Origin of the sequence: Bradyrhizobium sp. PMVTL-01, from assembly GCF_051861855.1 — a bacterium.
In the GTDB taxonomy this organism is placed as follows: Bacteria; Pseudomonadota; Alphaproteobacteria; order Rhizobiales; family Xanthobacteraceae; genus Bradyrhizobium.
Map to the genome: position 1 here is coordinate 629477 of NZ_CP193983.1, position 18272 is coordinate 647748.

The window sequence follows — 18272 nt, forward strand, 5'->3', positions numbered from 1 at the left end:
CCCCAAGCTGACGTGGGATCGATCACCCCCGCCCCGGGGACGGCAGATCGCCCATCCCGATCGCCACGGTCGTTGATCGTTACTCCTGCGAGATCAGCAACTACTTCAGACCCGTCCCGCCGGGGCGGGGGCTAGATGCGGCGCAAGAAAAACGTCTCGAGTTTGCCCTTGCCCTTCACATCGATGTATCCGCGCGGATCGAGCGCGAAGGCCCCGACGAGGTGACGGGCCGTATCCTGGGAAACATGGATCCGATCGGGCAGGGAATAGGCCTCGAGCCGGCTGGCGACATTCACGGTGTCGCCCCAGACGTCGTAGATGAAGCGGTGCGCACCGATGATGCCGGCAACCACGGGGCCAGAATGTATGCCGATCCGGATCTGCAAGGACCACCCGAAATGGCCGTTGACGCGGCGCAGCCGATCGATCATGCCGACCGCCATTGTCGCGATCGCCGTGAACGGATCGGGATTCGGGTCGGGCACGCCGACGACGGCCATGTAGGCATCGCCGATGGTCTTGATCTTCTCGACGCCGAGTTCCAGCGCAAGCGCGTCGAATTCCGAGAACAGCCGGTTCAGATATTCGACCATCGAGGCAGGCGTTGTCCGTGCCGAATGCTCGGTGAAGCCCACGATATCGGCGAACAGAACGCTCACGCCCTCGAAGCGATCGGCGATCATGATCATGACCTCGCCATGGTTCAGGCGGCCAATTACCTGTTTTGGCAGGATGGTCGACAACAGCCGCTCGAACTTGGCGGTCTCATCCTCAATGCGGCGAAGATACCTCTGTTCGCGGTCGCGCCAGCGCTTCTTGTTCAGGCAAGCGTTGATCCGCGCACGCAGCAGGATCGGATCGAACGGCTTCGGCAGATAATCCTCCGCCCCGGCCTCGATGCAGCGGACGGCGCTCTCGGTCTCAGCCAAGGCCGTGATCATGATCACCGGGATGCGACGCAGTTGCTTATCGGCCTTCATGCGGACAAGCACATCAAATCCGTTGATATCGGGCATCATTAAATCGAGCAGGACGACGTCGAACTCATCGCCGGCGAGCGCCTGCAGCGCTTCCTGGCCACCGGCCACCGAAACCACGCGATGACCATCGCGGCTCAGTCGGCGGGACAGGAGATCGCGGTTTGCCTCGATATCATCCACGACGAGAATGGAGCCGGTTTCAGTGACAGCATCTGGCTCATGCCGGACTGGCCCGAGGCTGCGCATCAAGTCACGAACGATGACCGCGCCGGTCTGATCGGGAGCCAAGTTTTCCTCGACGTCGACCGAGAATCGTACGATGCGATCGAGACGTAGCAGCAGGTCGGTAGCCGCGACCAGCAGGCGGTCGAGATCTGCCCGAAGCAAGGCGTCTGGTAAATCAGCCACATCCTCGCGCAGCATCTCCCCATAGCCCTTGATCGCGTTCAGGGGCGTGCGCAGCTCATGACGCAGCACCTGCTCTTGCTCTGCGCCCGCTGAACCGGCCGGGTTCTTGGCGCGAGCGTAGTCCACCAGCCGGTCGACCTTGTCGGCCAGATCGCGGGCAGCGCCGAGGATGCGGTTCATATCGGGGAGAATGTCCGAGCGCCCTTTCCGGGACGCCTCGTCCTGGATGATCTCTGCATAGCCGAGCAAGGCATTGACTGGAGACAGCAGTTCCTGGCGGAGGTGGGCCAGCTGAATGCGCCCGGCGCGCGCGCTGTCGGTATCAGTGATGCTCATGGTCGGTCCGGACTCTCTGAGGCACCAGTTCGTCGAGCGCCGCCAGCACAGCCTTGCCGCTGTATTCGCCCTTGTGCACCAAATGCTGAACGTGGCCGCTGAGGCGTGCGAGATCCTCGGCGCCCAGCGTCTTTGCGGTGACGACGATGACCGGAATGCGCTGCCAGCGGGGGTCGGCGCGCACCCGCGCGACGAACTCGAACCCGTCCATCTCGGGCATTGCGCATTTCGCAAAAACGGGACAGCAGTTTCGCTAACTGACGGACAGCAGTTTCGCTAAATCGCGGACAGCGTAGCGGCGCTGGCTTTTGGTTGCCTGGTTGTTGAAGTCAGTTGGTATTCGTTTCGCTGTTTTCGACGTCGGTCAAGGGGCGTGCAGCTTTTTTCCTTCGTATGCTGTCGCCTTCGAGGGCGATACGGTGGGAGTTGTGGATGATCCGGTCGAGGATAGCATCTGCGATGGTTGGCTCGCCGATCATATCGTGCCATTGGGCAACGGGCAGCTGGGCGGTAATCAAGGTCGATTTGCGCCTGTAGCGCTCTTCGAAGATTTCGAGGAGATCGAGGCGCTGCTGGTCGTTGAGGGTGTGGGTGCCCCAGTCGTCGTATGTGGACGGCCTCTGATGGCAAGCACAATTTGGCACTTCGAACGACTTGGACGGCTGCGATCGTATGTCCGGCCTTTAGCCCGGATCATATCTCCGCTGGCCCTGATGAAGTCCGACAACCAAGGGGTCACATCAAGGATGCGAGCTTTGAGGCTCACACGACTGGTCGGGTTTTCCTGGTTTTCGGTGGCGACCGTTGTCTTTCATCATGCCTTTCTTGCACTTACCAAGCTTATAACTCTTCGATGCGGCTGTCCGACACTCAAAGTTTGCCGAACATCTCGGTGCGGAAGCATTCTCCGGTTTTCATCATTGCCCAGATGATCCGAGCAAGCTTGTTGGCGAGGGCGACGGTCACAAGCCGCGCCGGCTTTTTAGCCAAAAGCCCGACAATCCAGTCGCGCAAGCCGCCGCGGCGTTTTTCCACAACGTTTAGAAGCGATGTTGCTCCGAGAACGAGTAACTTCCTTATATATCGATTACCCGCCTTGGTGATGGTTCCGAGAGTTGGTTTACCCCCGCTTGAAATTTGCCTGGGCGTCAGACCCAGCCAGGCAGCAAAATCCCGTCCCGAATTGAATACGCTTGGGTCTGGTACACTGGCTGTAATTACCGAGGCAACAAGCTTGCCAACGCCGGGAATTTCTCCGAGCGAACGGCTCGTCTCGCTGAGCGCGTGAGCCTTGGCGATCTCCCTCTCCAAATCATCGAGTGCGCCTCCGAGCGCATCAATTTGCTGACCGAGAACCTTCGCGGCCAGGACAGCGGCGTCGGGAAGAGTCGCGTCGCCTTCTGCGAGGCCTAAAAGCTCGTCGACGCGGCCGGTGCCCTTGGCGACGACAAGACCGAATTCGGCCAAATGGCCGCGTAGAGCGTTCACGCTCATCGTTCGCTGTTTGACCAGCAGCTCGCGCGTCTTGTGCAACATCAGGGTCGCTTGCTGATCAGCGCTCTTGATCGGCACAAAACGCATGGCAGGGCGCGAGACCGCTTCACAGATGGCTTCCGCATCGACGGCATCGTTCTTACCTCGTTTGACATAGGGCTTTGTGTAGGCCGGCGGCATCAGAGACACATCGTGTCCCATGTCCTTCAGTTCGCGCGCCCAATAGTGCGCTGAGCCGCAAGCCTCCATGCCAACGCGGCACGGCTCGATCCTCGAGAAGAACTCGCGCATCGTCCGGCGCGTCAGCTTGCGCTTTACGGCTGGTGCATCCTCACTAGACAGCGCATGAATCTGAAAATAGTTCTTGGCGAGATCAACGCCTATTCTAATAAACTTCATCTCGGACGGTCTCCCTTCTTTGTGGCGCTCTGGCGACCACGCCTTGGCACTATGATGCCGTTGAGGTGAGGCCGTCCACACCATCAAGGATGAGTAACTGGACACGTGCGAGCTTGTCGATGAGGCGCGGGAAGCGACCATCGAGACGGGCCATGGCGAGGTCTTCGAACAGGCGCGGCATCCGCAAATAAAGGACGGAATGGTCGAGCCTGGCCGCCTGGCGTCCGAAGGCACACGCCAGCCAAGTCTTGCCAGTCCCGGTCAGGCCGGTGATGATGAAGTTCTCATGGGCTTTCAGCCAGGCGCCTTGCGCCAGCTGCAGGGTGTTGCGCCGGTCAAGGCCGCGGCGGGACGCGAAGTCGACGTCTTCGATACAGGCGTCGACGAAGCGCAGCTTGGCTGCGGCCAGGCGATTGGTCAGGCGCCGGTCGGCGCGCATGGCGGCTTCGCGATCAAGCATCAGGCCGAGCCACTCGTCGCGGCTGAGATCGGCGGCATTGTCCTGTTCGGCCAATTGCCGATAGGCGGCCGCCATTCCGGCAAGGCCGAGGGCCTGCATCTGGTCGAGGGTCGGGTGGGTCAGCATCACGATCTTCCTTTCCTTCATTGATAATAGGCGCCGCCACGGATGTTGGCGTGGGAGGGCGTGGCTTTGATGGGCTCGGCGGCAGGGCTCGCGCGGTCCAGCCCGGATTTGAGGATGGCGCTCACGGAGGAGTAATTGATCGCGTTGATGGCGAGCGCCCTCTCACAGGCCGGTTCCAGCCGATTGCGCTCGTAGCGCCGCGCCAGGGCGATGATCCCCATGGCGGAGCGATAACCCTGCTCGGGATGCGGGCGCTCACGCATCATCCGCTCGACCAGGGTGGCGGCGTTGACGCCGACCCGCGCTGCCATCTTGATCAAACTCGCCGGTGTCATATTGGCGTAACGCTGATGGGCCTTGGGCATGTGCTCGTTCACGGTGACATGGCCGCTGCGCTGAGAGCGGCGCACATGGCTGGCGACACGCGTGTGATCCTGGAAGATCTCGACGGCTCGATACGTGAGCCGGACGTCCACCCGACGGCCGATCAGTCGGTGCGGCACCGAGTAAAAGGTCTTGTCGACTTCGACGTGATAATCGGGATGGACCTTCGCGGTTTTCCACTCGGCGTATTCGAATGGTTCGCTCGGCAGCGGCGCCAGCGCCTCGCGCTCGATCTCCTCGAACAGCTGCCGGCGGGATTTGCCGATATGGCGCATCGGCCGATTGTTCAGCTCCTCCAGCAAACCGCCGATTGCGGCATTGAGATCGGTCAGGTTGAAGAACCGCCGATGGCGCAGCCGTGCCAGAATCCAGCGCTCAACAATTAGCACCGCGCCTTCAACCTTGCCCTTGTCGCGCGGCTTGCGGCTGCGGGTCGGCAAAATCGTCGTGTCGTAGTGCTCGGCCATGGCGGCAAAGGTTTGGTTGAGCGTCGGCTCGAACCATAACGCCTTGACGACCCCGGCCTTCAGATTGTCGCAGACGATCGCCTTGGGGACTCCGCCGAAGTACGACAGGGCCCGGGTCTGGCCTTCGATCCAATCTGGCAGTCGCTGACCGAAGCTCGCCATAGCGAAGGTCAGCGACGAGGCCCCGAGCACCGCGACAAATATCTGCGCCTGACGGATCTCGCCGGTTTGCGGATCGGTCACCTCCACCGTCGGGCCGGCATAGTCGGTCTGCATCACCGCACCCGCCGCGTGGCGGTGGCGGAAGGTTGGGTTCGCCCGCCGCCGATAGGCGTCAAACTTCTCGCAGAACCAAGTGTAACCGTAGCCGTCGGGATGAGCCGTCCGGTATTCCTGCCAAAGCAGCGTCAGCGTCACGCCCTTGCGCTTGAGTTCCTGCGCCACCCGTGGCCACTCAGGCTCGCTCAAGTCCTGCGGCGGTCGTCCGACCCGCCGGAACAAGGCCCGCTGTAACGCCGCCTCGCTCTCGCAAATCGGCGGCAGCGGCCAGCTCAAGCCCGCTTCGCGCGCCCGCAGCAGGTAGGTGGCAACCGAGGTCTTGCTGATCTGCAGCCGTTCCGAGACTGCCCGCACCGACAGGCCCTGCTCGTACGTCAGCCTCAGGATCGATCGTAGGTCCTTCACAGTGGTTCGTTTCGCTTGCTTCCGTCTCGGCATTGCCCCTCTCAAACTCAGCTTGAGAGAGAACATTGCCTGAACGGCGCTCCCGAAAACCAACCTCCCGCATCTGTCCGCGATTTAGCGGAATCCCTGTCCCGGAGTTACTGAAATCGCTGTCCGCGAATTACCGAAATCGCTGTCCGGGAATTGCCGAAACACGCAGGCATCATCAGATCGAGCAGGATTGCGTCCGGCAAAGCATCGTTCAAATGCTCGAGGCCCACCCGACCATTCTCCGCCTGCGTGACCCTGCAGTCGATCGACCGCAAAGCACGCCCCATCAGCTCGCTGGCTGCTGCATCATCCTCGACGATCAGCACGTGCCGCGGGCTGCACATGCGTGCCCTTGGGATCGCGATGCCGGGCCAGACGCTCCGCTACCCATGCGGCATCGACGGCTGCTACGAACGGCTGCAACGCAGCCGGCACCGTGTAATGTTCCGTATTGGAACATCCAGCCGCGGGCTGCGACGCGCCACTCGGGAGGGTGGTCGGCCCCAGCTTTTTGGAGCTGGGGCCGTTTCGTTTTTTTGTGTATTAAGACCTCCAGGCTAGCCGATGTGGTCGGCGCTAATTGGGATATCGACCTATGCCGACATCACCGACCGCGTCTGCCGCACGGTTGACAGACGAAGCTCGGCTCCGTCTTCCACGCAGCGGCGCCATGAACGAAGCCACATGGTCACGCGGGAAAATGCAGAACCAGCAAGACAGTCGAAGCGGCGATTAAGGCGGTAAACGCCAGGACCACGAGATAGAAAGATCTCTTTTGCCTTTCGTTCTGCTCGGCACTTTTGCGCCAGTGCATGGTGGCCGTCTCTCTCGCTCAGCTTTGCTGTCGATATCGCTGCAGCCACTCTCGGAAGGCGTCTCTTTGGTGGCGTGCAAGGAGGCCAGTGTGCACGAACCGGGTCGGCGCAGTCTGTTCGGTAAGCGACACTCTAGAGGGAGGGGAATCAGGACGCTAGTTGTCGGAGGATCCCCAGCTTAGGTCGTGGTGTTCTTGGTCATTTGGCAAGTTCTTGGCTCTAGCCGGTCCGACCGGGTGTCGGAGTAAAATAACCCGCTGGACTAGTGCCCTAATCTGGAATCTATTCCGCAGATAAAGCGCCCAGCATTCGTCCTCAACGCGCCCGAATCTCGATCGCATTCTTGGCGCGTCGGAAGCAGCGCTGGTAACCATGCTTCTGGCTACCGCTCCATCGCTAGACCTTGGCCCCCAGCCCCCAGCGATGGAGCGGTATATCACCCATCTTGCGCATTCCAGGGATGGTGATCAGGTGTTCCAGGCGATGGTGATCACGGATTCCAGCGATCGTGATCAGATGCGGAGGCGAACACGACTGACGGGTTTATGTGTGCTGGAAATGGTCTCCTGGTCAAGGCTGGCGGGTTGGTTCGGAGATCGTTCCGGCGGTCCATGGGAGGGCCCCGTGCGCGGCGCGGAGTGCCCCCATGAGCGACGGAGCGACGCGCGCGGGAGGGGCCTGTGGGCCGGCGGGGCGATCGTGCGCGAGGTGCTCACGGTTTTTTCTTTTCGCCAGCCTGACGCCGTAGACTGTCGCCTTTGAGCTCGAGGCGGTGCGCATTGTGAATGATGCGGTCCAATATCGCATCGCCAAGGGTGGGATCGGCAATGACGTCGTGCCATTGCGACACGGGGACCTGACTTGTGATCAACAAGGATCCCTTGTCGTAGCGATCATCGACAATCTCGAGCAGATCGCGGCGCTGGTCGGCGGTGAGCGGTTCGGGTCCCCAGTCGTCAAGGATGAGGAGATTGACGCGCTCGAGCGCGGCGATCAGGCGCGCCAGACGGCCTTCGCCGCGCGCCTGGGCGAGATCGGCGAACAGGCGGGATGTTCGCTTGTAGAGGACGGAGAAGCCGTCGCGGCAGGCCTTGTTGCCGAGCGCACAGGCAAGCCAGGACTTGCCGGTGCCGGTTGGGCCGACGATGACCAGGTGGTTGGCCTCACGGATCCATTGGCAGGTGGCGAGGGTTTGGAAGAGCGAACGGTCAAGGCCGCGAGCGGTGCGATAGTCGACGTTCTCAATGGCGGCGGCTTGCCGGAGCTTGGCACTGGTCAAGCGGCGCGTGAGGCGGCGGTTGTCGCGGGCGGTGACCTCGCGATCGACGAGGAGGCCGAGCCAATCGGCGTGCGGCATCTCGGCCGCCTCGGGGTTGTTCTGCAGTTCAGTGAGGGTATCGGCCATGGCGGCGAGGCCGAGGGCGCGCAAGCGATCGACGGTGGGGTGAATAAGCATGCTGATCTCTCCTGATCAATTGTAGTAGCTGCGGCCACGGATGTTGGCGTGGAAGAGGATGGGCGCCTCCTCGGCGGGAGGCGCGGTTCTGTCGGTGCCGTTCTTGAGGATGGCGGCGACCGTTTTGTACGAGCGGGCGTTGAGCAGCAGGGCCCGGGCGCAGGCGGCGTCGACGCGTTCCTGGCCGTAGCGCTTGACCAGCCCGAGAATGCCGATCGCGGAGCGGAAGCCCTGTTCCGGATGCGGCCGCGACCGCAGGATGACGTCGATCAGGGTGTCGGCGTCGGGGCCGACCTTGGCGGCTTCGGAACGAATACGCTCATGGGTCCAGTCACGATAGCGGCGATGCGAACTCGGCATATGCTCGGCAATCGTGGTCGGGCGATGCGGCAAGGTGCTGCGCAGATGCGAGGCCACGCGCTTGCCACGGAGGAAGATCTCGACGGTCTTTTGGGTGATGCGAGCCTCGACCTCCTGATGCAAGAGGTTGTGAGGGACGCTGTAGTAATGCTTGGCGATCTCGACGTGATAATCGAGGTTGACCCGGCAGCGCTTCCACTCGGCATACTCGTACGGTTCATCCGGCAAGGGGGTGAGCGCCTGATGATCGAACTCTTCGAACAGATCGCGCCGACTTCGCCCCCAGCTCCGGAGAGGTCGATCGTTCAGCTCGACAAGGAGGCTGTGGATCGCCTCGTTGAGGGCGGCGAGCGAGAAGAAGCGGCGGTTGCGCAGACGCGCCAGAATCCATCGCCCGACGATTTGGACCCCGACCTCGACCTTGGCTTTGTCGCGCGGCCGATACGGCCGCGCCGGGACGATGGCGGTGCGGTAATGGCGGGCGAGATCGGCATAGGTCCGGTTGACCATCGGCTCGTGAAAGCAGGCCCGGGTGATGCCGGCCTTCAAATTGTCGCTCACCGTCTGCCGGGCCACACCGCCGAAAAAGGCAAAGGCCCGCACGTGCGAGGCGATCCAGTCCGGCAGGCTCTGGGTGAGGCTGGCCTCGGCGTAGGTGTAGTTCGAGGCGCCGAGCACGGCGACGAAGATCTGCGCGCTGCGCACCTCACCGGTGAGCCCGTCAACTACCTCCATGGTGTGGCCGGAATAGTCGACGAACAGCTTCTCGCCGGCGACATGGACCTGGCGCAGGGTCGGCTTGAGGCGGCCGGCCCATTCCTTATAGCGTTCGCAGAACCACGCATAGCTGAAGCTGTCGGAGTTTGCGTCGCAATACTCCTCCCACAACAGCATCAGCGTGACGTTCGGGCGCCGCAGCTCGCGATGCACGAGCGCCCAGTCCGGATGCGGACGCTCGTCGCTGGGCCGATCGGAAGGCGGCGGAAACAGGCGGTTCTCGAGCTGGACGTCGTCATCGAGCTCCGTTGGCAACGGCCAGGTCAGACCGGCGCGGCGGGCTCGGTTGACGTACTTACTGACCGTGCCCTGGGCCAGACCGAGGCTGCGGGCAACGGCGCGTTGCGACATGCCGACGCTGTAGTGCAGGCGTAGAACTTCGCGAATGTGGCGCATGGACAGTCTCTCTGTCGGCATCTCGATCCTCTGCGGTTGGGCAAAAGACCGAGCTACCCCGGTTGCAGACTGTCAGCGGTGGGCGCCTCCTGGTTGTCCCCGATCATGATCGCTGGAAATAGCGATCACGATCGGCTGGAAACGGTGATCACGATGCTCTGGAATGGGTGATCACGATGGCCTGGAATCGGTGATCACGATCGGCTGGAACGCGCAACCCATCTTCGGCGGCAGCAGCCTCATATAGGTGCAGCTCGAGGCAGCCGCGCTCGGCTGCGAACTTCTTGGCATGTGTGAACGACTTCACACATGCACTTAGTTACATTCTGCTATTGACGGTCCATTGCTTTACCGAGGTCATACTTAGCATCCACCCAGCGTGCGAGCGCTGGGGGTTATTGTTGTGGATTAAAGGAATCGGCTAGGTGTCGGCAGCGACGGAATCCGGCCGGGGCTGGACAGTTGCGACCAGGGCCGTGCCTCCCGCACGGCCTTGGCTCAAATCCTTGGATTAGGATGCCTGCTAGGCCCTCGCACATTCCCACTTATTTCGAGCGCCTGGGTCTTGAAGCGAACTTAAAACGTCAGTCAATCCCCGGCGAAGTCGGTCCCCGCACTGTGGTCAAAGTGCTCGCGAAGGGCTGGATCGAGCCGGTGGGGCCAAACGGAAAATATCGGATCACAGGGCTGGACTTGATGCGATGAAGCGCAAGATCTGAACGACTACTACGACCGATCGAGCCGGGCTATTCCTATCGAGGCGCGGACAGGGTGCGCCGCCGCCTACGACGCCGGGTCCGCTCGCGAGCCTTCACCAACGCGCGCACCGCGACTCGCAGTTTTGATCTGCCACTCGCCATTGGAGACCCCTCTCCATATCTCTTTCCCCGGCCAGCCCCATCCTCTATCCATAGGTTGATTCCGGCCAGTGCATGGCGGCCACATCGGCTGACTTTTTGTGCATGGTGCCGAATCGCGCAGCTGTACATCCGAGCTACGCAACCGGCGACAAGCGAGGCACTGGCCTCACTGCTCGTGTCTTATACTGAGAGCGGGTTTTTCTATCCGTGTCACAAATCACGGTCGCTCCAAGGAGCCCGTCGGTCCGGCCGGCGGGCTCTTCTTGATGACCTCGCCAAAGGCTGGTTAACTGGACTCGTTCCAAATCTAGTGGAGACTCTTAACGTGGCTATCGGAATTGTAAAATGGTTTAATGCAACCAAAGGTTATGGCTTCATCCAACCGGAAGATGGCGGTAGGGACGTATTTGTTCATATTTCTGCAGTGGAGAAAGCTGGGTACACCGGCCTCGCCGAGGGCGCGCGCGTCAGCTACGACGTCATTGCGGATCGCCGTTCTGGCAAGGCGGCAGCGGAGAACCTTCGCATCGCTTAAGGGGTGCGAGATCGAAACTGAAGGAGCCCGCCGCAAAGGCGGGCTTTCTATTCCTAGTCAACGTCTTCTTCCAGTTCCTCGTCTTCTTCCAGTTCCTCAGCTTCTTCCAACTCCTCGATGGCGCGGTCAATCACGTCGATCGCCTGCTGCACCTCGATGATGGCTCTGATCGCCCCCTCAGGGATCTCGCCGGGAGATGCGATCGTTTGAGCCCAGGTGAGGCGCTTTCTGGCGAGAGCTGCGTGCGCGGTCATCAGAGTTTTGAGATCGTCATCGGCCATGGGAGTTCTCCCTCAGTTTCAAATGATGGCTAACAACGGCGCATGTCGGATGTATGTCGCTTGGCGGGCTTTTTCAGTCTTCCCCCGTCAATTCCTTCCCTCGTCCGATATCGACATCGATAAAGCTGTCCGGGGACATTTGCCGAGCTGCGTGACCTTCGCCTCGCTGGTCATCGGTCCAGTCTTCGCCCGCGACATGAAATTCACCGTCAAGCTGATGGTCGGGCCGTACAGCTTTCCGTCGGTCATAACGAACACGGCCGCCCCCATCGTGCCCTCGAGCATGGCGGACTGGATGCGCCCTGCACGAACCCGGCGGTATTGCAGAACCAATCCGGATCCAGCCTTCGTTCGGACGCACATCGATGAGACGCCACCCAAGCTGGCTTGCCCAGGGCGGAATAGGAATACGATCGAGCGCACTTGCAATCATGCGAACCTCCTTCGATCACCTCGTCGCTGCTCCCACTGGGCTCATTCGGGCAACCCCGCTTTCCGAAGCCCCTCAATCAGCAGCTTCGCGTTTGATCGCCCGCCGCGAGCGATAAACTCAGAGATTGTGAAGGCGGGATGGAGCTCAAGCACACGCGCCGCCGCTTCACGCGCTTCTGCATCGCGTCCGAGATCGGCGAAAGCGGACGCAAGACAACAATAAGCTACCGAAAACGAGGGTTCTGACGGAGGGCCTTCCTCGCGGCGACCACGGCCTCGTCAAAGCGACAGCTCAATCAAGGCCATCCCCATGCCGGTAAGCGGCCGGTGTAACAGCGGGTCTACCGGGCTCGCGCGAATGGCACGTTCAAAGCTGCGGATCGCTTCCTCCGGTGCCCGCACTTCGATAGACCTAGCCTCTGCAGCCCCATGCGGTAATCGCATTTGGGTTGCGCGCGACTGCCCGGTCAGCCATTTCGATTGCACCTTCATCATCGCGGACCAAGAACGCCGAGATCAGGGCAGCAAAAGCCAACGTTTCCGGATCACCATCGTCGATGCTCCAAGGCCAAGCGACAAAGCCGAATGGCTTCCTTGCGCTCGAATTGCGGATCGGCAGCAAAGCCAAAGACGACGTTGTTCATGTGGAGGACACCTGCCAGAGCCGCGACAAGGCCGAACCGAGGGTCCAGTTCCAAGGCACGATGCGCCAGCGTGATCGCCTGGGCCACCCCTTCGCGGGTCGCTAGGTAAAACTGCGGCATAGCCCGGAGATAAAGATCATAGGCAGTGAGGTTCTCCGGTCGCCGCCGCGCCGCCAGTGCAATCCCTGTTTGAAGCAGTTTTGGCTGAATGGCTGAGACAACCGCGACCGTCACTTCGTCCTGGAGAGCGAAAATGTCCGTCAGGTCACGCTCGAACCTGTCCGCCTATAGATGCGCGCCTTGGCGGGAGAGGCTTGGCGATCAATTCCCGCTTCAGCCGCTCGAACTCGGCGTAGGTGGCTTCCTCAGCACGTTGCATCAACGCAGAGTAACCGACCAGGTCGGCAGCCAAGATCGCTGCTAATCGCCTTTGAACCCGCTGCTCCGCCCCAGTGCCCTCCGAACGGCCCGGCAAAACACGTCGCTGGGACAAGGAGGAGCTTAGCACTTTGTTGTGGACCTGTGAGCGGTAATCGCGGGAGGGGCCCTGTTGCCCCAAGCGGCGGCCCGTGGCACGGCGGCAATAAGCGCGCGTCAACTCCCGATCCGCCCCAAGGCCCTGCCGGTGATCCTGACCGACCGACGAGGAGCGAGATGTCTGGGTGCGCGCGCTTGGGCGCGCTCGAGGGCCTCGACCACAAGCGCTGCTTCACGCACGAGAGCGGAAAGCATTCGGTCCACCCCGTTGCGACATCCACCATTGTTAGCGTCTGAATGAAGGCCCCGGATACGGACATGCCGCCGTGCGCAACCAGATCCGCTTCGCAGTACCCCGGCGGAGGTGATCCCCGGTCATTGAATGTACGCACCGGGACTTGCCGCCGTACGGCACTGGAAAAGCCCGCCCGCCGTCGGCGTCCTCCGGCTGCTGCGATCCTTACGTCGCTCAGCAGGCGATTGATCGTCGCCGCGCTCACCCTAAAACCTTAGACCGCTCATCAGCAGAAAGCGTCAATCTGCCGTGCCGTTCAAGAGCCGGAAGCAAGAACGGGATCATCGCGACGAGCCGCTTACTGCAGAGCCGGTCAGACGAGTCCCATAGCACAATCAGTGCCATACGAATGGAAGCTCCGTAAGTCCGGCCCCGCCGCCGCGTCACGGCCGACCCCGATGCCCCGTCCGCTGACAGCGCTCGGATCGCGTGCTTGCGATGCCATCCCGCAACGGCGCACAGCTCGTCTAGGATCCGTCCCTTCTCGAGCCGCCCGCTTGCCCGATAACGCTCGGCCAGCGCTGATGTGATCTCGCGCTTTGCGCGCATGCTGATCTTCCCTGCCATAGCCGCCACCGAACTGATTCAGCAGCTCCGCCCCAGACACGACAGGGAAGTTGTCCGGTAACATTTTTAGCGAGGCAATGCGGCGCCGCTGACCCAGCTCAATTGTTCCTCGGTCAACTCGATCTCGCCGTCCTTGGTCGTGGCGGTCAGATGGTCGGGCCGCGATGATTTTGGTTCGTAGCTCATAGATCTCGCCCGGTTTGAGCAACACGCGCACAAAATGAGGTGCGGCTGCCCGACACCGCTGGGACGCTCATCAAGCAGCGAACCCATTTTTCTCGAAACCAAAATTGCGACATGTGACTAGGGTCACGGTGGCGGCGAGAGCGTTGGGCCAGTGTGCCGGCACCAGTTGGGATGGCCCGCGCTGGTTCGGATGGAGAGAAATCATGAAAACCGCGCCGCGCAATGTCAAAACCAGTATCGAGGCCCGCGAGCCTAAGGACGAACTGAGAGAGGCGGAGCTGAGGACGGTCTCCGGCGGGCAGGTAGAAATGCAGGAAATCCACATAGTAAAATATCTGGATAAGGCTTCGCCAAAGCTTTTTTGATGGAGAAGATCGTGAGCAAGAGCAACGACATTTCGAACCCCGGTCGCGCCACGCAGAGCCGAGAACTACAGGACAACGAGCTGGACGCAGTGTCTGGCGGCATCATTGCCATCTTGATCGGTCTGTTGCTCCCAGCCGCTCAAACCGCCCGTGAACCTAAGTGATGGCAATAACGGAATGTCGGGATCTGGGTGTCGCCAGTGATCCAGTTCACAGTGGCGGCGAGAGCTTTGGGCCAGCGTGGCCACATCAGCGACGGATGTCCACGCTGCTTGGATGGAGAAGCTCATGAGCGAGACCAACGACACTTCGAAGCCCACCGCGCTCGAAGATCATCGCCCACTCGCGGATAGCGAGTTCGATGCAGTAATCGGCGGCACGTCGGAAACCGCATCTGCCAAACTTTCGGCGGCTTGCTGCAAGGGAACTCACATCCCTAATGTCATCATCGAGCTGGCTTGATGGAGAAGATCATGAGCACGACCCCCATGCACAATTCCGAAGTCCGCCCCGATGTACGCGAACTTACCAAGGACCAACTCGATCAGGTCTCAGGCGGAAAGCCGAGCGCGGCGCCCGTTAGGCCAAAGGAGTACCTCGTCATTACTATGGAAGATATTATCGTCACGAACGTTCGTTAAGCCGTTTACCGAAGGGCGGCTGCCTCTGTCGCCTGTCCCCGTCGCGACGCGACGAGCGGAGCGGGAGCGTTGCCAATTGCAGCATCCTGCTGGACCGCGGCTGGCGCAGACCGCCGCAACTCGATCCTGGCAACGCTGAGGCCATGTCCGCGTCACGATCCGCAAGATAGTCGAGAGCGGCGACGAGGGTTGATGTCGGCTGTTGCCGTGAACGGGCAGCGAACGGCTTGCTACCATGTTGCTACCCAACTCGGTAGCAAAAGACGGTACAGGGCGGGACCAGTCGGCCCCGCCTTTGCCATTTTGCTTAAGGGATTGCACAATACGAGAACGGACAGCCACAAGCGAATTACAAAACCGCTGACGGATCCGCTTGGGTGCGGTCGCAATAGCGGACTTGTCAGGAAAGTGCCGGAACCCGTGAGGCGCTGGACGAGGCGCCACTCAATCTCCTCCGCCAGTGCCGCTTACTGGGCAGACAGCGCAACGCATGATGCTTATCGCGGGGCCGCGCCGGCCATCGGTTCTTCGAGTGGCCTGGCGTGGCCCTCAGCAGCAGCGGAAACCGCGCGTCGATCCGGCGCCGTATCGCGCCGACTGCCGCTCCCGGAAAAACTCGGCGTAGCTCATGACCGCTTGTTCGGGATGCATGCGGCGCATGTGTTCCGCATAGGTTTCGTAGTCGGGCACGCCGATCATCAGTCGCGCACCGTCGCAGACGCACTTGCCGAAGGCGGCAAGCGCGTCTCTGAGATTCGTCGTCGCAACCTGTTTCATCCGCATCACTCCGCCGGGACCGCGACCTGCGGACCGTTCGTCGCTTCCGGCAGCTCACGCGCGGTCCAGCCGCTCGCACGCCAGGCGTCTATGCAGGCGCGAACACCGAAATAGATCATGCTCGCGACGAGTAGCACGAAGATAAAGGCCATTACCGCATCGATCGTATCGTTCAGCACGATCTGCCTCATCTCGTCCAGGTTCTTGGCCGGCGCCAGCACCTTGCCCGCGTCCGCAGCGGCGCGGAAGATGTTGGCGTGCGCAAGGAAGCTGACACTCGGCGCACTGTCGAAGACCTTCTGTAAGCCTGCCGTGAGCGTGCAGATCACGAGCCAGGCCGTGGGAAGCACCGTGACGAAGGCGTAACGCTCGCGCTTCATCTTGAACAGCACGACCGTGCACAGCATCAGCGCGATGGCCGCGAGCATCTGGTTGGAGATTCCAAACAGCGGCCACAACGTGTTGACGCCGCCGAGCGGATCGGTGACGCCTTGATAGAGGAAATATCCCCAGAACGCGACGCATATGCCTGTGGCGGTGACGTTGCCCGGGATCGATGCGATGTTGCGCATCCCTGGCGCGAACACCCCCAGGAGATCCTGCAGCATGAATCGCCCGGCGCGTGTCCCCGCATCAACCGCGGTGAGAATGAAAAGCGCCTCGAACAGAATGGCGAAATGATACCAGAAGGCCATCATCGCCTTCCCGCCGATCAGGTTGGCGAAAATCTGGGCCATGCCGACGGCGAGCGTCGGCGCGCCGCCGGCGCGCGAGATGATCGTCTTCTCGCCGACATCGACCGCCGTCTGCTTGATCTGCTCGGGCGTGATCGTAAAGCCCCACTCGCTCACCTTGGCGGCGGCGCTTTCGGCCGTCGTTCCGATCACCGCGGCCGGGCTGTTCATGGTGAAATAGACGCCGGGCTCGATTATCGAGGCCGACACCAGCGCCATGATAGCGACGAAGCTCTCCATCAGCATGCCGCCATAGCCGATGAAACGCGCCTGCACTTCGTTGTCGATCAGCTTGGGCGTGGTGCCGGACGAGATCAGGCTGTGAAAGCCCGACACCGAGCCGCAGGCGATGGTGATGAACAGGAACGGGAACAGGCTCCCCGACCAGACCGGGCCGGTTCCGTCGACGAAGCGCGTGAGCGCCGGCATTCTGAGATCGGGCGCGACAAAGAGAATGCCGAGTGCCAGAGCGACAATCGCGCCGATCTTCAGGAACGTCGAGAGATAGTCGCGCGGCGCGAGCAGCAGCCACACTGGCAGGGTCGAGGCGACGAAGCCATAGACGATCAGGAGCCAGCACAATTGCGTCGGCGAAAACGTGAACGCGGCCGACCAGGTCGGGCTTTCCGCGACGTTCGCGCCCAGGATGATAGCGGCCATCAGTCCTACAACACCGAAGGCCGAGGCCTCGCCCACTGCGCCGGGGCGGATGAAACGCATGTAGACGCCCATCAAGATGGCGATCGGTATCGTCATCGCGACGGTGAACATGCCCCATGGGCTGTCGGCTAGAGCCTTAACCACGATGAGGGCGAGCACGGCGAGAATGATGATCATGATCAGAAAAGTGCCGATCAGCGCGATGACCCCGGGCACGGGTCCAAGTTCCGAACGCACGAGGTCGCCGAGGGACCGGCCGTCGCGGCGCATCGAGACGAACAGGACCATGAAATCCTGCACCGCGCCCGCGAGCACGACGCCCGCGAGAATCCACAGCATGCCGGGCAGGTAACCCATCTGTGCGGCAAGCACGGGGCCGACGAGCGGGCCCGCGCCGGCGATCGCCGCGAAATGGTGGCCGAACAGCACGTATTTGTTGGTTGGAACGTAGTCGAGTCCGTCGTTGTGCCGGTGCGCCGGTGTCGGTCGATCGGGGTCGAGCTGAAGCACTGTGCGGGCGATGAAGAGGCTATAATAGCGATAGGCTATCAGATAGACCGCGATGCACGCGACCACCATCCAGAGCGCGCTCACACGCTCCCCGCGCACGAGCGCGACCATCGCGAGACCGAAGGCCCCTAGAACCGAGACCGCCGTCCAGACAAGCCAGTTGTCGAGGCGATTGCGGCTTTGCGCCATTGCACCCACCATGGTCTGTTTCCTCCCATGCGTTTCCGGGTTCGACGCCCGACCAGTTATTTCGATTGCGCTTCGTTCTCCCGCGAAACTCTAGCCTGTGCCTGCGTGGAGGTCCTGCTGCAGTCGGAGCAGAGTCGCCATCTCTAAGATTGGCACGCAAGACTAGCGCATAAGGCCTCGGATGTCATCGTTAACGATCTTTCAAGTACAGGGGGCTGGCGTTTGCGACGCACACTCAGCGGACTGACGAAACTTTCCTTGGCACTATCGAGCCCGACGTTGCTGTCCGGTGTTGATCCATATGTTGGCATCGGACAAGGGAGGGCGCGACGCCAAGCGATTTGCGGCAAGGCATTTTTCGACAGCATCGTCCGAAAGCGCCGCATCCAGTCCGGGTTGCTTGTAACTTCCGGTCATGCGGCAGCATCCATGAGTGCGCGACATCTTCACGGTAGTAAGGCTCGCCGCAATTTCGCGAATCTTTCGCCACGAATCAGAAGTCTCAATGAGACTCGCCATTGCCGAGTATTGTCCAGAATTTCTCGCG

Annotated in this window: 16 protein-coding genes and 2 pseudogenes; 5 read left to right on the forward strand and 13 right to left on the reverse strand. The window is 61.4% G+C overall.

The window, feature by feature from the left end; translation table 11 throughout:
• Positions 1 to 131: 131 nt before the first annotated feature.
• From ACRQ5Q_RS43915 to istA (ACRQ5Q_RS43955), 9 genes and pseudogenes are all read right to left on the reverse strand, one after another.
• Positions 132 to 1724 carry an adenylate/guanylate cyclase domain-containing protein gene (locus ACRQ5Q_RS43915; protein ID WP_439400455.1) on the reverse strand — a complete coding sequence of 531 codons (1593 nt, stop codon included), beginning with the start codon at positions 1722 to 1724 and terminating at the stop codon, positions 132 to 134.
• Positions 1711 to 1944 (reverse strand): hypothetical protein, encoded by a 234-nt coding sequence (locus tag ACRQ5Q_RS43920; RefSeq protein ID WP_439400456.1) that lies wholly within the window; start codon positions 1942 to 1944, stop codon positions 1711 to 1713. The genes ACRQ5Q_RS43915 and ACRQ5Q_RS43920 overlap by 14 nt, the downstream gene beginning before the upstream one ends.
• Before the next feature lie 109 nt (positions 1945 to 2053).
• Positions 2054 to 2329, reverse strand: a pseudogene (locus ACRQ5Q_RS43925) (ATP-binding protein); the annotation flags it as partial.
• Positions 2330 to 2594: 265 nt separating this feature from the next.
• Entirely contained in the window at positions 2595 to 3617 is a 1023-nt protein-coding gene (locus ACRQ5Q_RS43930) for an IS110 family transposase (RefSeq protein ID WP_439400457.1), read from the reverse strand.
• 82 nt (positions 3618 to 3699) lie between these two features.
• Positions 3700 to 4203, reverse strand: a pseudogene (locus ACRQ5Q_RS43935) (ATP-binding protein); the annotation flags it as partial.
• Between the two features lie 17 nt (positions 4204 to 4220).
• Positions 4221 to 5771 (reverse strand): IS21 family transposase, encoded by a 1551-nt coding sequence (gene istA, locus ACRQ5Q_RS43940; RefSeq protein WP_439400458.1) that lies wholly within the window; start codon positions 5769 to 5771, stop codon positions 4221 to 4223.
• A 104-nt stretch (positions 5772 to 5875) separates the two neighbouring features.
• Positions 5876 to 6094: a response regulator gene (locus ACRQ5Q_RS43945; RefSeq protein WP_439400459.1), complete on the reverse strand. Its 219-nt coding sequence runs from the start codon at positions 6092 to 6094 to the stop codon at positions 5876 to 5878.
• Between the two features lie 1201 nt (positions 6095 to 7295).
• On the reverse strand, positions 7296 to 8039 hold the full coding sequence (gene istB / locus ACRQ5Q_RS43950; RefSeq protein WP_439392912.1) for an IS21-like element helper ATPase IstB: 744 nt from the start codon (positions 8037 to 8039) through the stop codon (positions 7296 to 7298).
• 15 nt (positions 8040 to 8054) lie between these two features.
• Positions 8055 to 9593 (reverse strand): IS21 family transposase, encoded by a 1539-nt coding sequence (gene istA, locus ACRQ5Q_RS43955; protein ID WP_439392910.1) that lies wholly within the window; start codon positions 9591 to 9593, stop codon positions 8055 to 8057.
• Positions 9594 to 10757: 1164 nt separating this feature from the next.
• On the opposite strand from istA (ACRQ5Q_RS43955), the gene ACRQ5Q_RS43960 reads away from it, so the two are divergent.
• Positions 10758 to 10967, forward strand: coding sequence for a cold-shock protein (locus tag ACRQ5Q_RS43960; protein ID WP_439400460.1), 210 nt, complete (start codon positions 10758 to 10760; stop codon positions 10965 to 10967).
• 53 nt (positions 10968 to 11020) lie between these two features.
• Here the strand turns inward: ACRQ5Q_RS43960 and ACRQ5Q_RS43965 are convergent, their stop codons facing one another.
• Positions 11021 to 11248 carry a hypothetical protein gene (locus ACRQ5Q_RS43965; RefSeq protein ID WP_439400461.1) on the reverse strand — a complete coding sequence of 76 codons (228 nt, stop codon included), beginning with the start codon at positions 11246 to 11248 and terminating at the stop codon, positions 11021 to 11023.
• Positions 11249 to 12225: 977 nt separating this feature from the next.
• Positions 12226 to 12558, reverse strand: coding sequence for a hypothetical protein (locus ACRQ5Q_RS43970; protein WP_439400462.1), 333 nt, complete (start codon positions 12556 to 12558; stop codon positions 12226 to 12228).
• Positions 12559 to 14052: 1494 nt separating this feature from the next.
• Between ACRQ5Q_RS43970 and ACRQ5Q_RS43975 the strand changes: the two genes are divergently transcribed.
• The 4 genes from ACRQ5Q_RS43975 to ACRQ5Q_RS43990 all read left to right on the forward strand — a co-directional run bounded on the left by ACRQ5Q_RS43975 (position 14053) and on the right by ACRQ5Q_RS43990 (position 14855).
• The gene (locus tag ACRQ5Q_RS43975; RefSeq protein ID WP_439400463.1) at positions 14053 to 14214 is read left to right on the forward strand and encodes a hypothetical protein; all 162 of its coding nucleotides are present in this window, start codon (positions 14053 to 14055) and stop codon (positions 14212 to 14214) included.
• A gap of 11 nt (positions 14215 to 14225) precedes the next feature.
• A complete protein-coding gene (locus ACRQ5Q_RS43980) occupies positions 14226 to 14378 on the forward strand; it encodes a hypothetical protein (RefSeq protein ID WP_439400464.1) in 153 nt (50 codons plus the stop codon).
• Between the two features lie 124 nt (positions 14379 to 14502).
• Entirely contained in the window at positions 14503 to 14676 is a 174-nt protein-coding gene (locus ACRQ5Q_RS43985; RefSeq protein WP_439400465.1) for a hypothetical protein, read from the forward strand.
• Positions 14677 to 14687: 11 nt separating this feature from the next.
• Positions 14688 to 14855: a hypothetical protein gene (locus ACRQ5Q_RS43990; protein WP_439400466.1), complete on the forward strand. Its 168-nt coding sequence runs from the start codon at positions 14688 to 14690 to the stop codon at positions 14853 to 14855.
• Between the two features lie 549 nt (positions 14856 to 15404).
• Here the strand turns inward: ACRQ5Q_RS43990 and ACRQ5Q_RS43995 are convergent.
• Positions 15405 to 15632: a YbdD/YjiX family protein gene (locus ACRQ5Q_RS43995; RefSeq protein ID WP_439400467.1), complete on the reverse strand. Its 228-nt coding sequence runs from the start codon at positions 15630 to 15632 to the stop codon at positions 15405 to 15407.
• A 5-nt stretch (positions 15633 to 15637) separates the two neighbouring features.
• Positions 15638 to 17737: a carbon starvation CstA family protein gene (locus tag ACRQ5Q_RS44000; RefSeq protein ID WP_439400468.1), complete on the reverse strand. Its 2100-nt coding sequence runs from the start codon at positions 17735 to 17737 to the stop codon at positions 15638 to 15640.
• Positions 17738 to 18272 lie beyond the last annotated feature (535 nt).

What these genes read in the sequence shown, in the direction of transcription:
- ACRQ5Q_RS43995 (WP_439400467.1), bottom strand. Translation starts at nt 15,632, where the DNA reads ATGAAACAGGTTGCGACGACGAATCTCAGAGACGCGCTTGCCGCCTTC.
- ACRQ5Q_RS44000 (WP_439400468.1), bottom strand. Translation starts at nt 17,737, where the DNA reads ATGGTGGGTGCAATGGCGCAAAGCCGCAATCGCCTCGACAACTGGCTT.
- istA (WP_439400458.1), bottom strand. Translation starts at nt 5,771, where the DNA reads ATGCCGAGACGGAAGCAAGCGAAACGAACCACTGTGAAGGACCTACGA.
- istA (WP_439392910.1), bottom strand. Translation starts at nt 9,593, where the DNA reads ATGCCGACAGAGAGACTGTCCATGCGCCACATTCGCGAAGTTCTACGC.
- ACRQ5Q_RS43965 (WP_439400461.1), bottom strand. Translation starts at nt 11,248, where the DNA reads ATGGCCGATGACGATCTCAAAACTCTGATGACCGCGCACGCAGCTCTC.
- ACRQ5Q_RS43915 (WP_439400455.1), bottom strand. Translation starts at nt 1,724, where the DNA reads ATGAGCATCACTGATACCGACAGCGCGCGCGCCGGGCGCATTCAGCTG.
- ACRQ5Q_RS43930 (WP_439400457.1), bottom strand. Translation starts at nt 3,617, where the DNA reads ATGAAGTTTATTAGAATAGGCGTTGATCTCGCCAAGAACTATTTTCAG.
- ACRQ5Q_RS43985 (WP_439400465.1), top strand. Translation starts at nt 14,503, where the DNA reads ATGAGCGAGACCAACGACACTTCGAAGCCCACCGCGCTCGAAGATCAT.
- ACRQ5Q_RS43990 (WP_439400466.1), top strand. Translation starts at nt 14,688, where the DNA reads ATGAGCACGACCCCCATGCACAATTCCGAAGTCCGCCCCGATGTACGC.
- ACRQ5Q_RS43975 (WP_439400463.1), top strand. Translation starts at nt 14,053, where the DNA reads ATGAAAACCGCGCCGCGCAATGTCAAAACCAGTATCGAGGCCCGCGAG.
- ACRQ5Q_RS43920 (WP_439400456.1), bottom strand. Translation starts at nt 1,944, where the DNA reads ATGCCCGAGATGGACGGGTTCGAGTTCGTCGCGCGGGTGCGCGCCGAC.
- istB (WP_439392912.1), bottom strand. Translation starts at nt 8,039, where the DNA reads ATGCTTATTCACCCCACCGTCGATCGCTTGCGCGCCCTCGGCCTCGCC.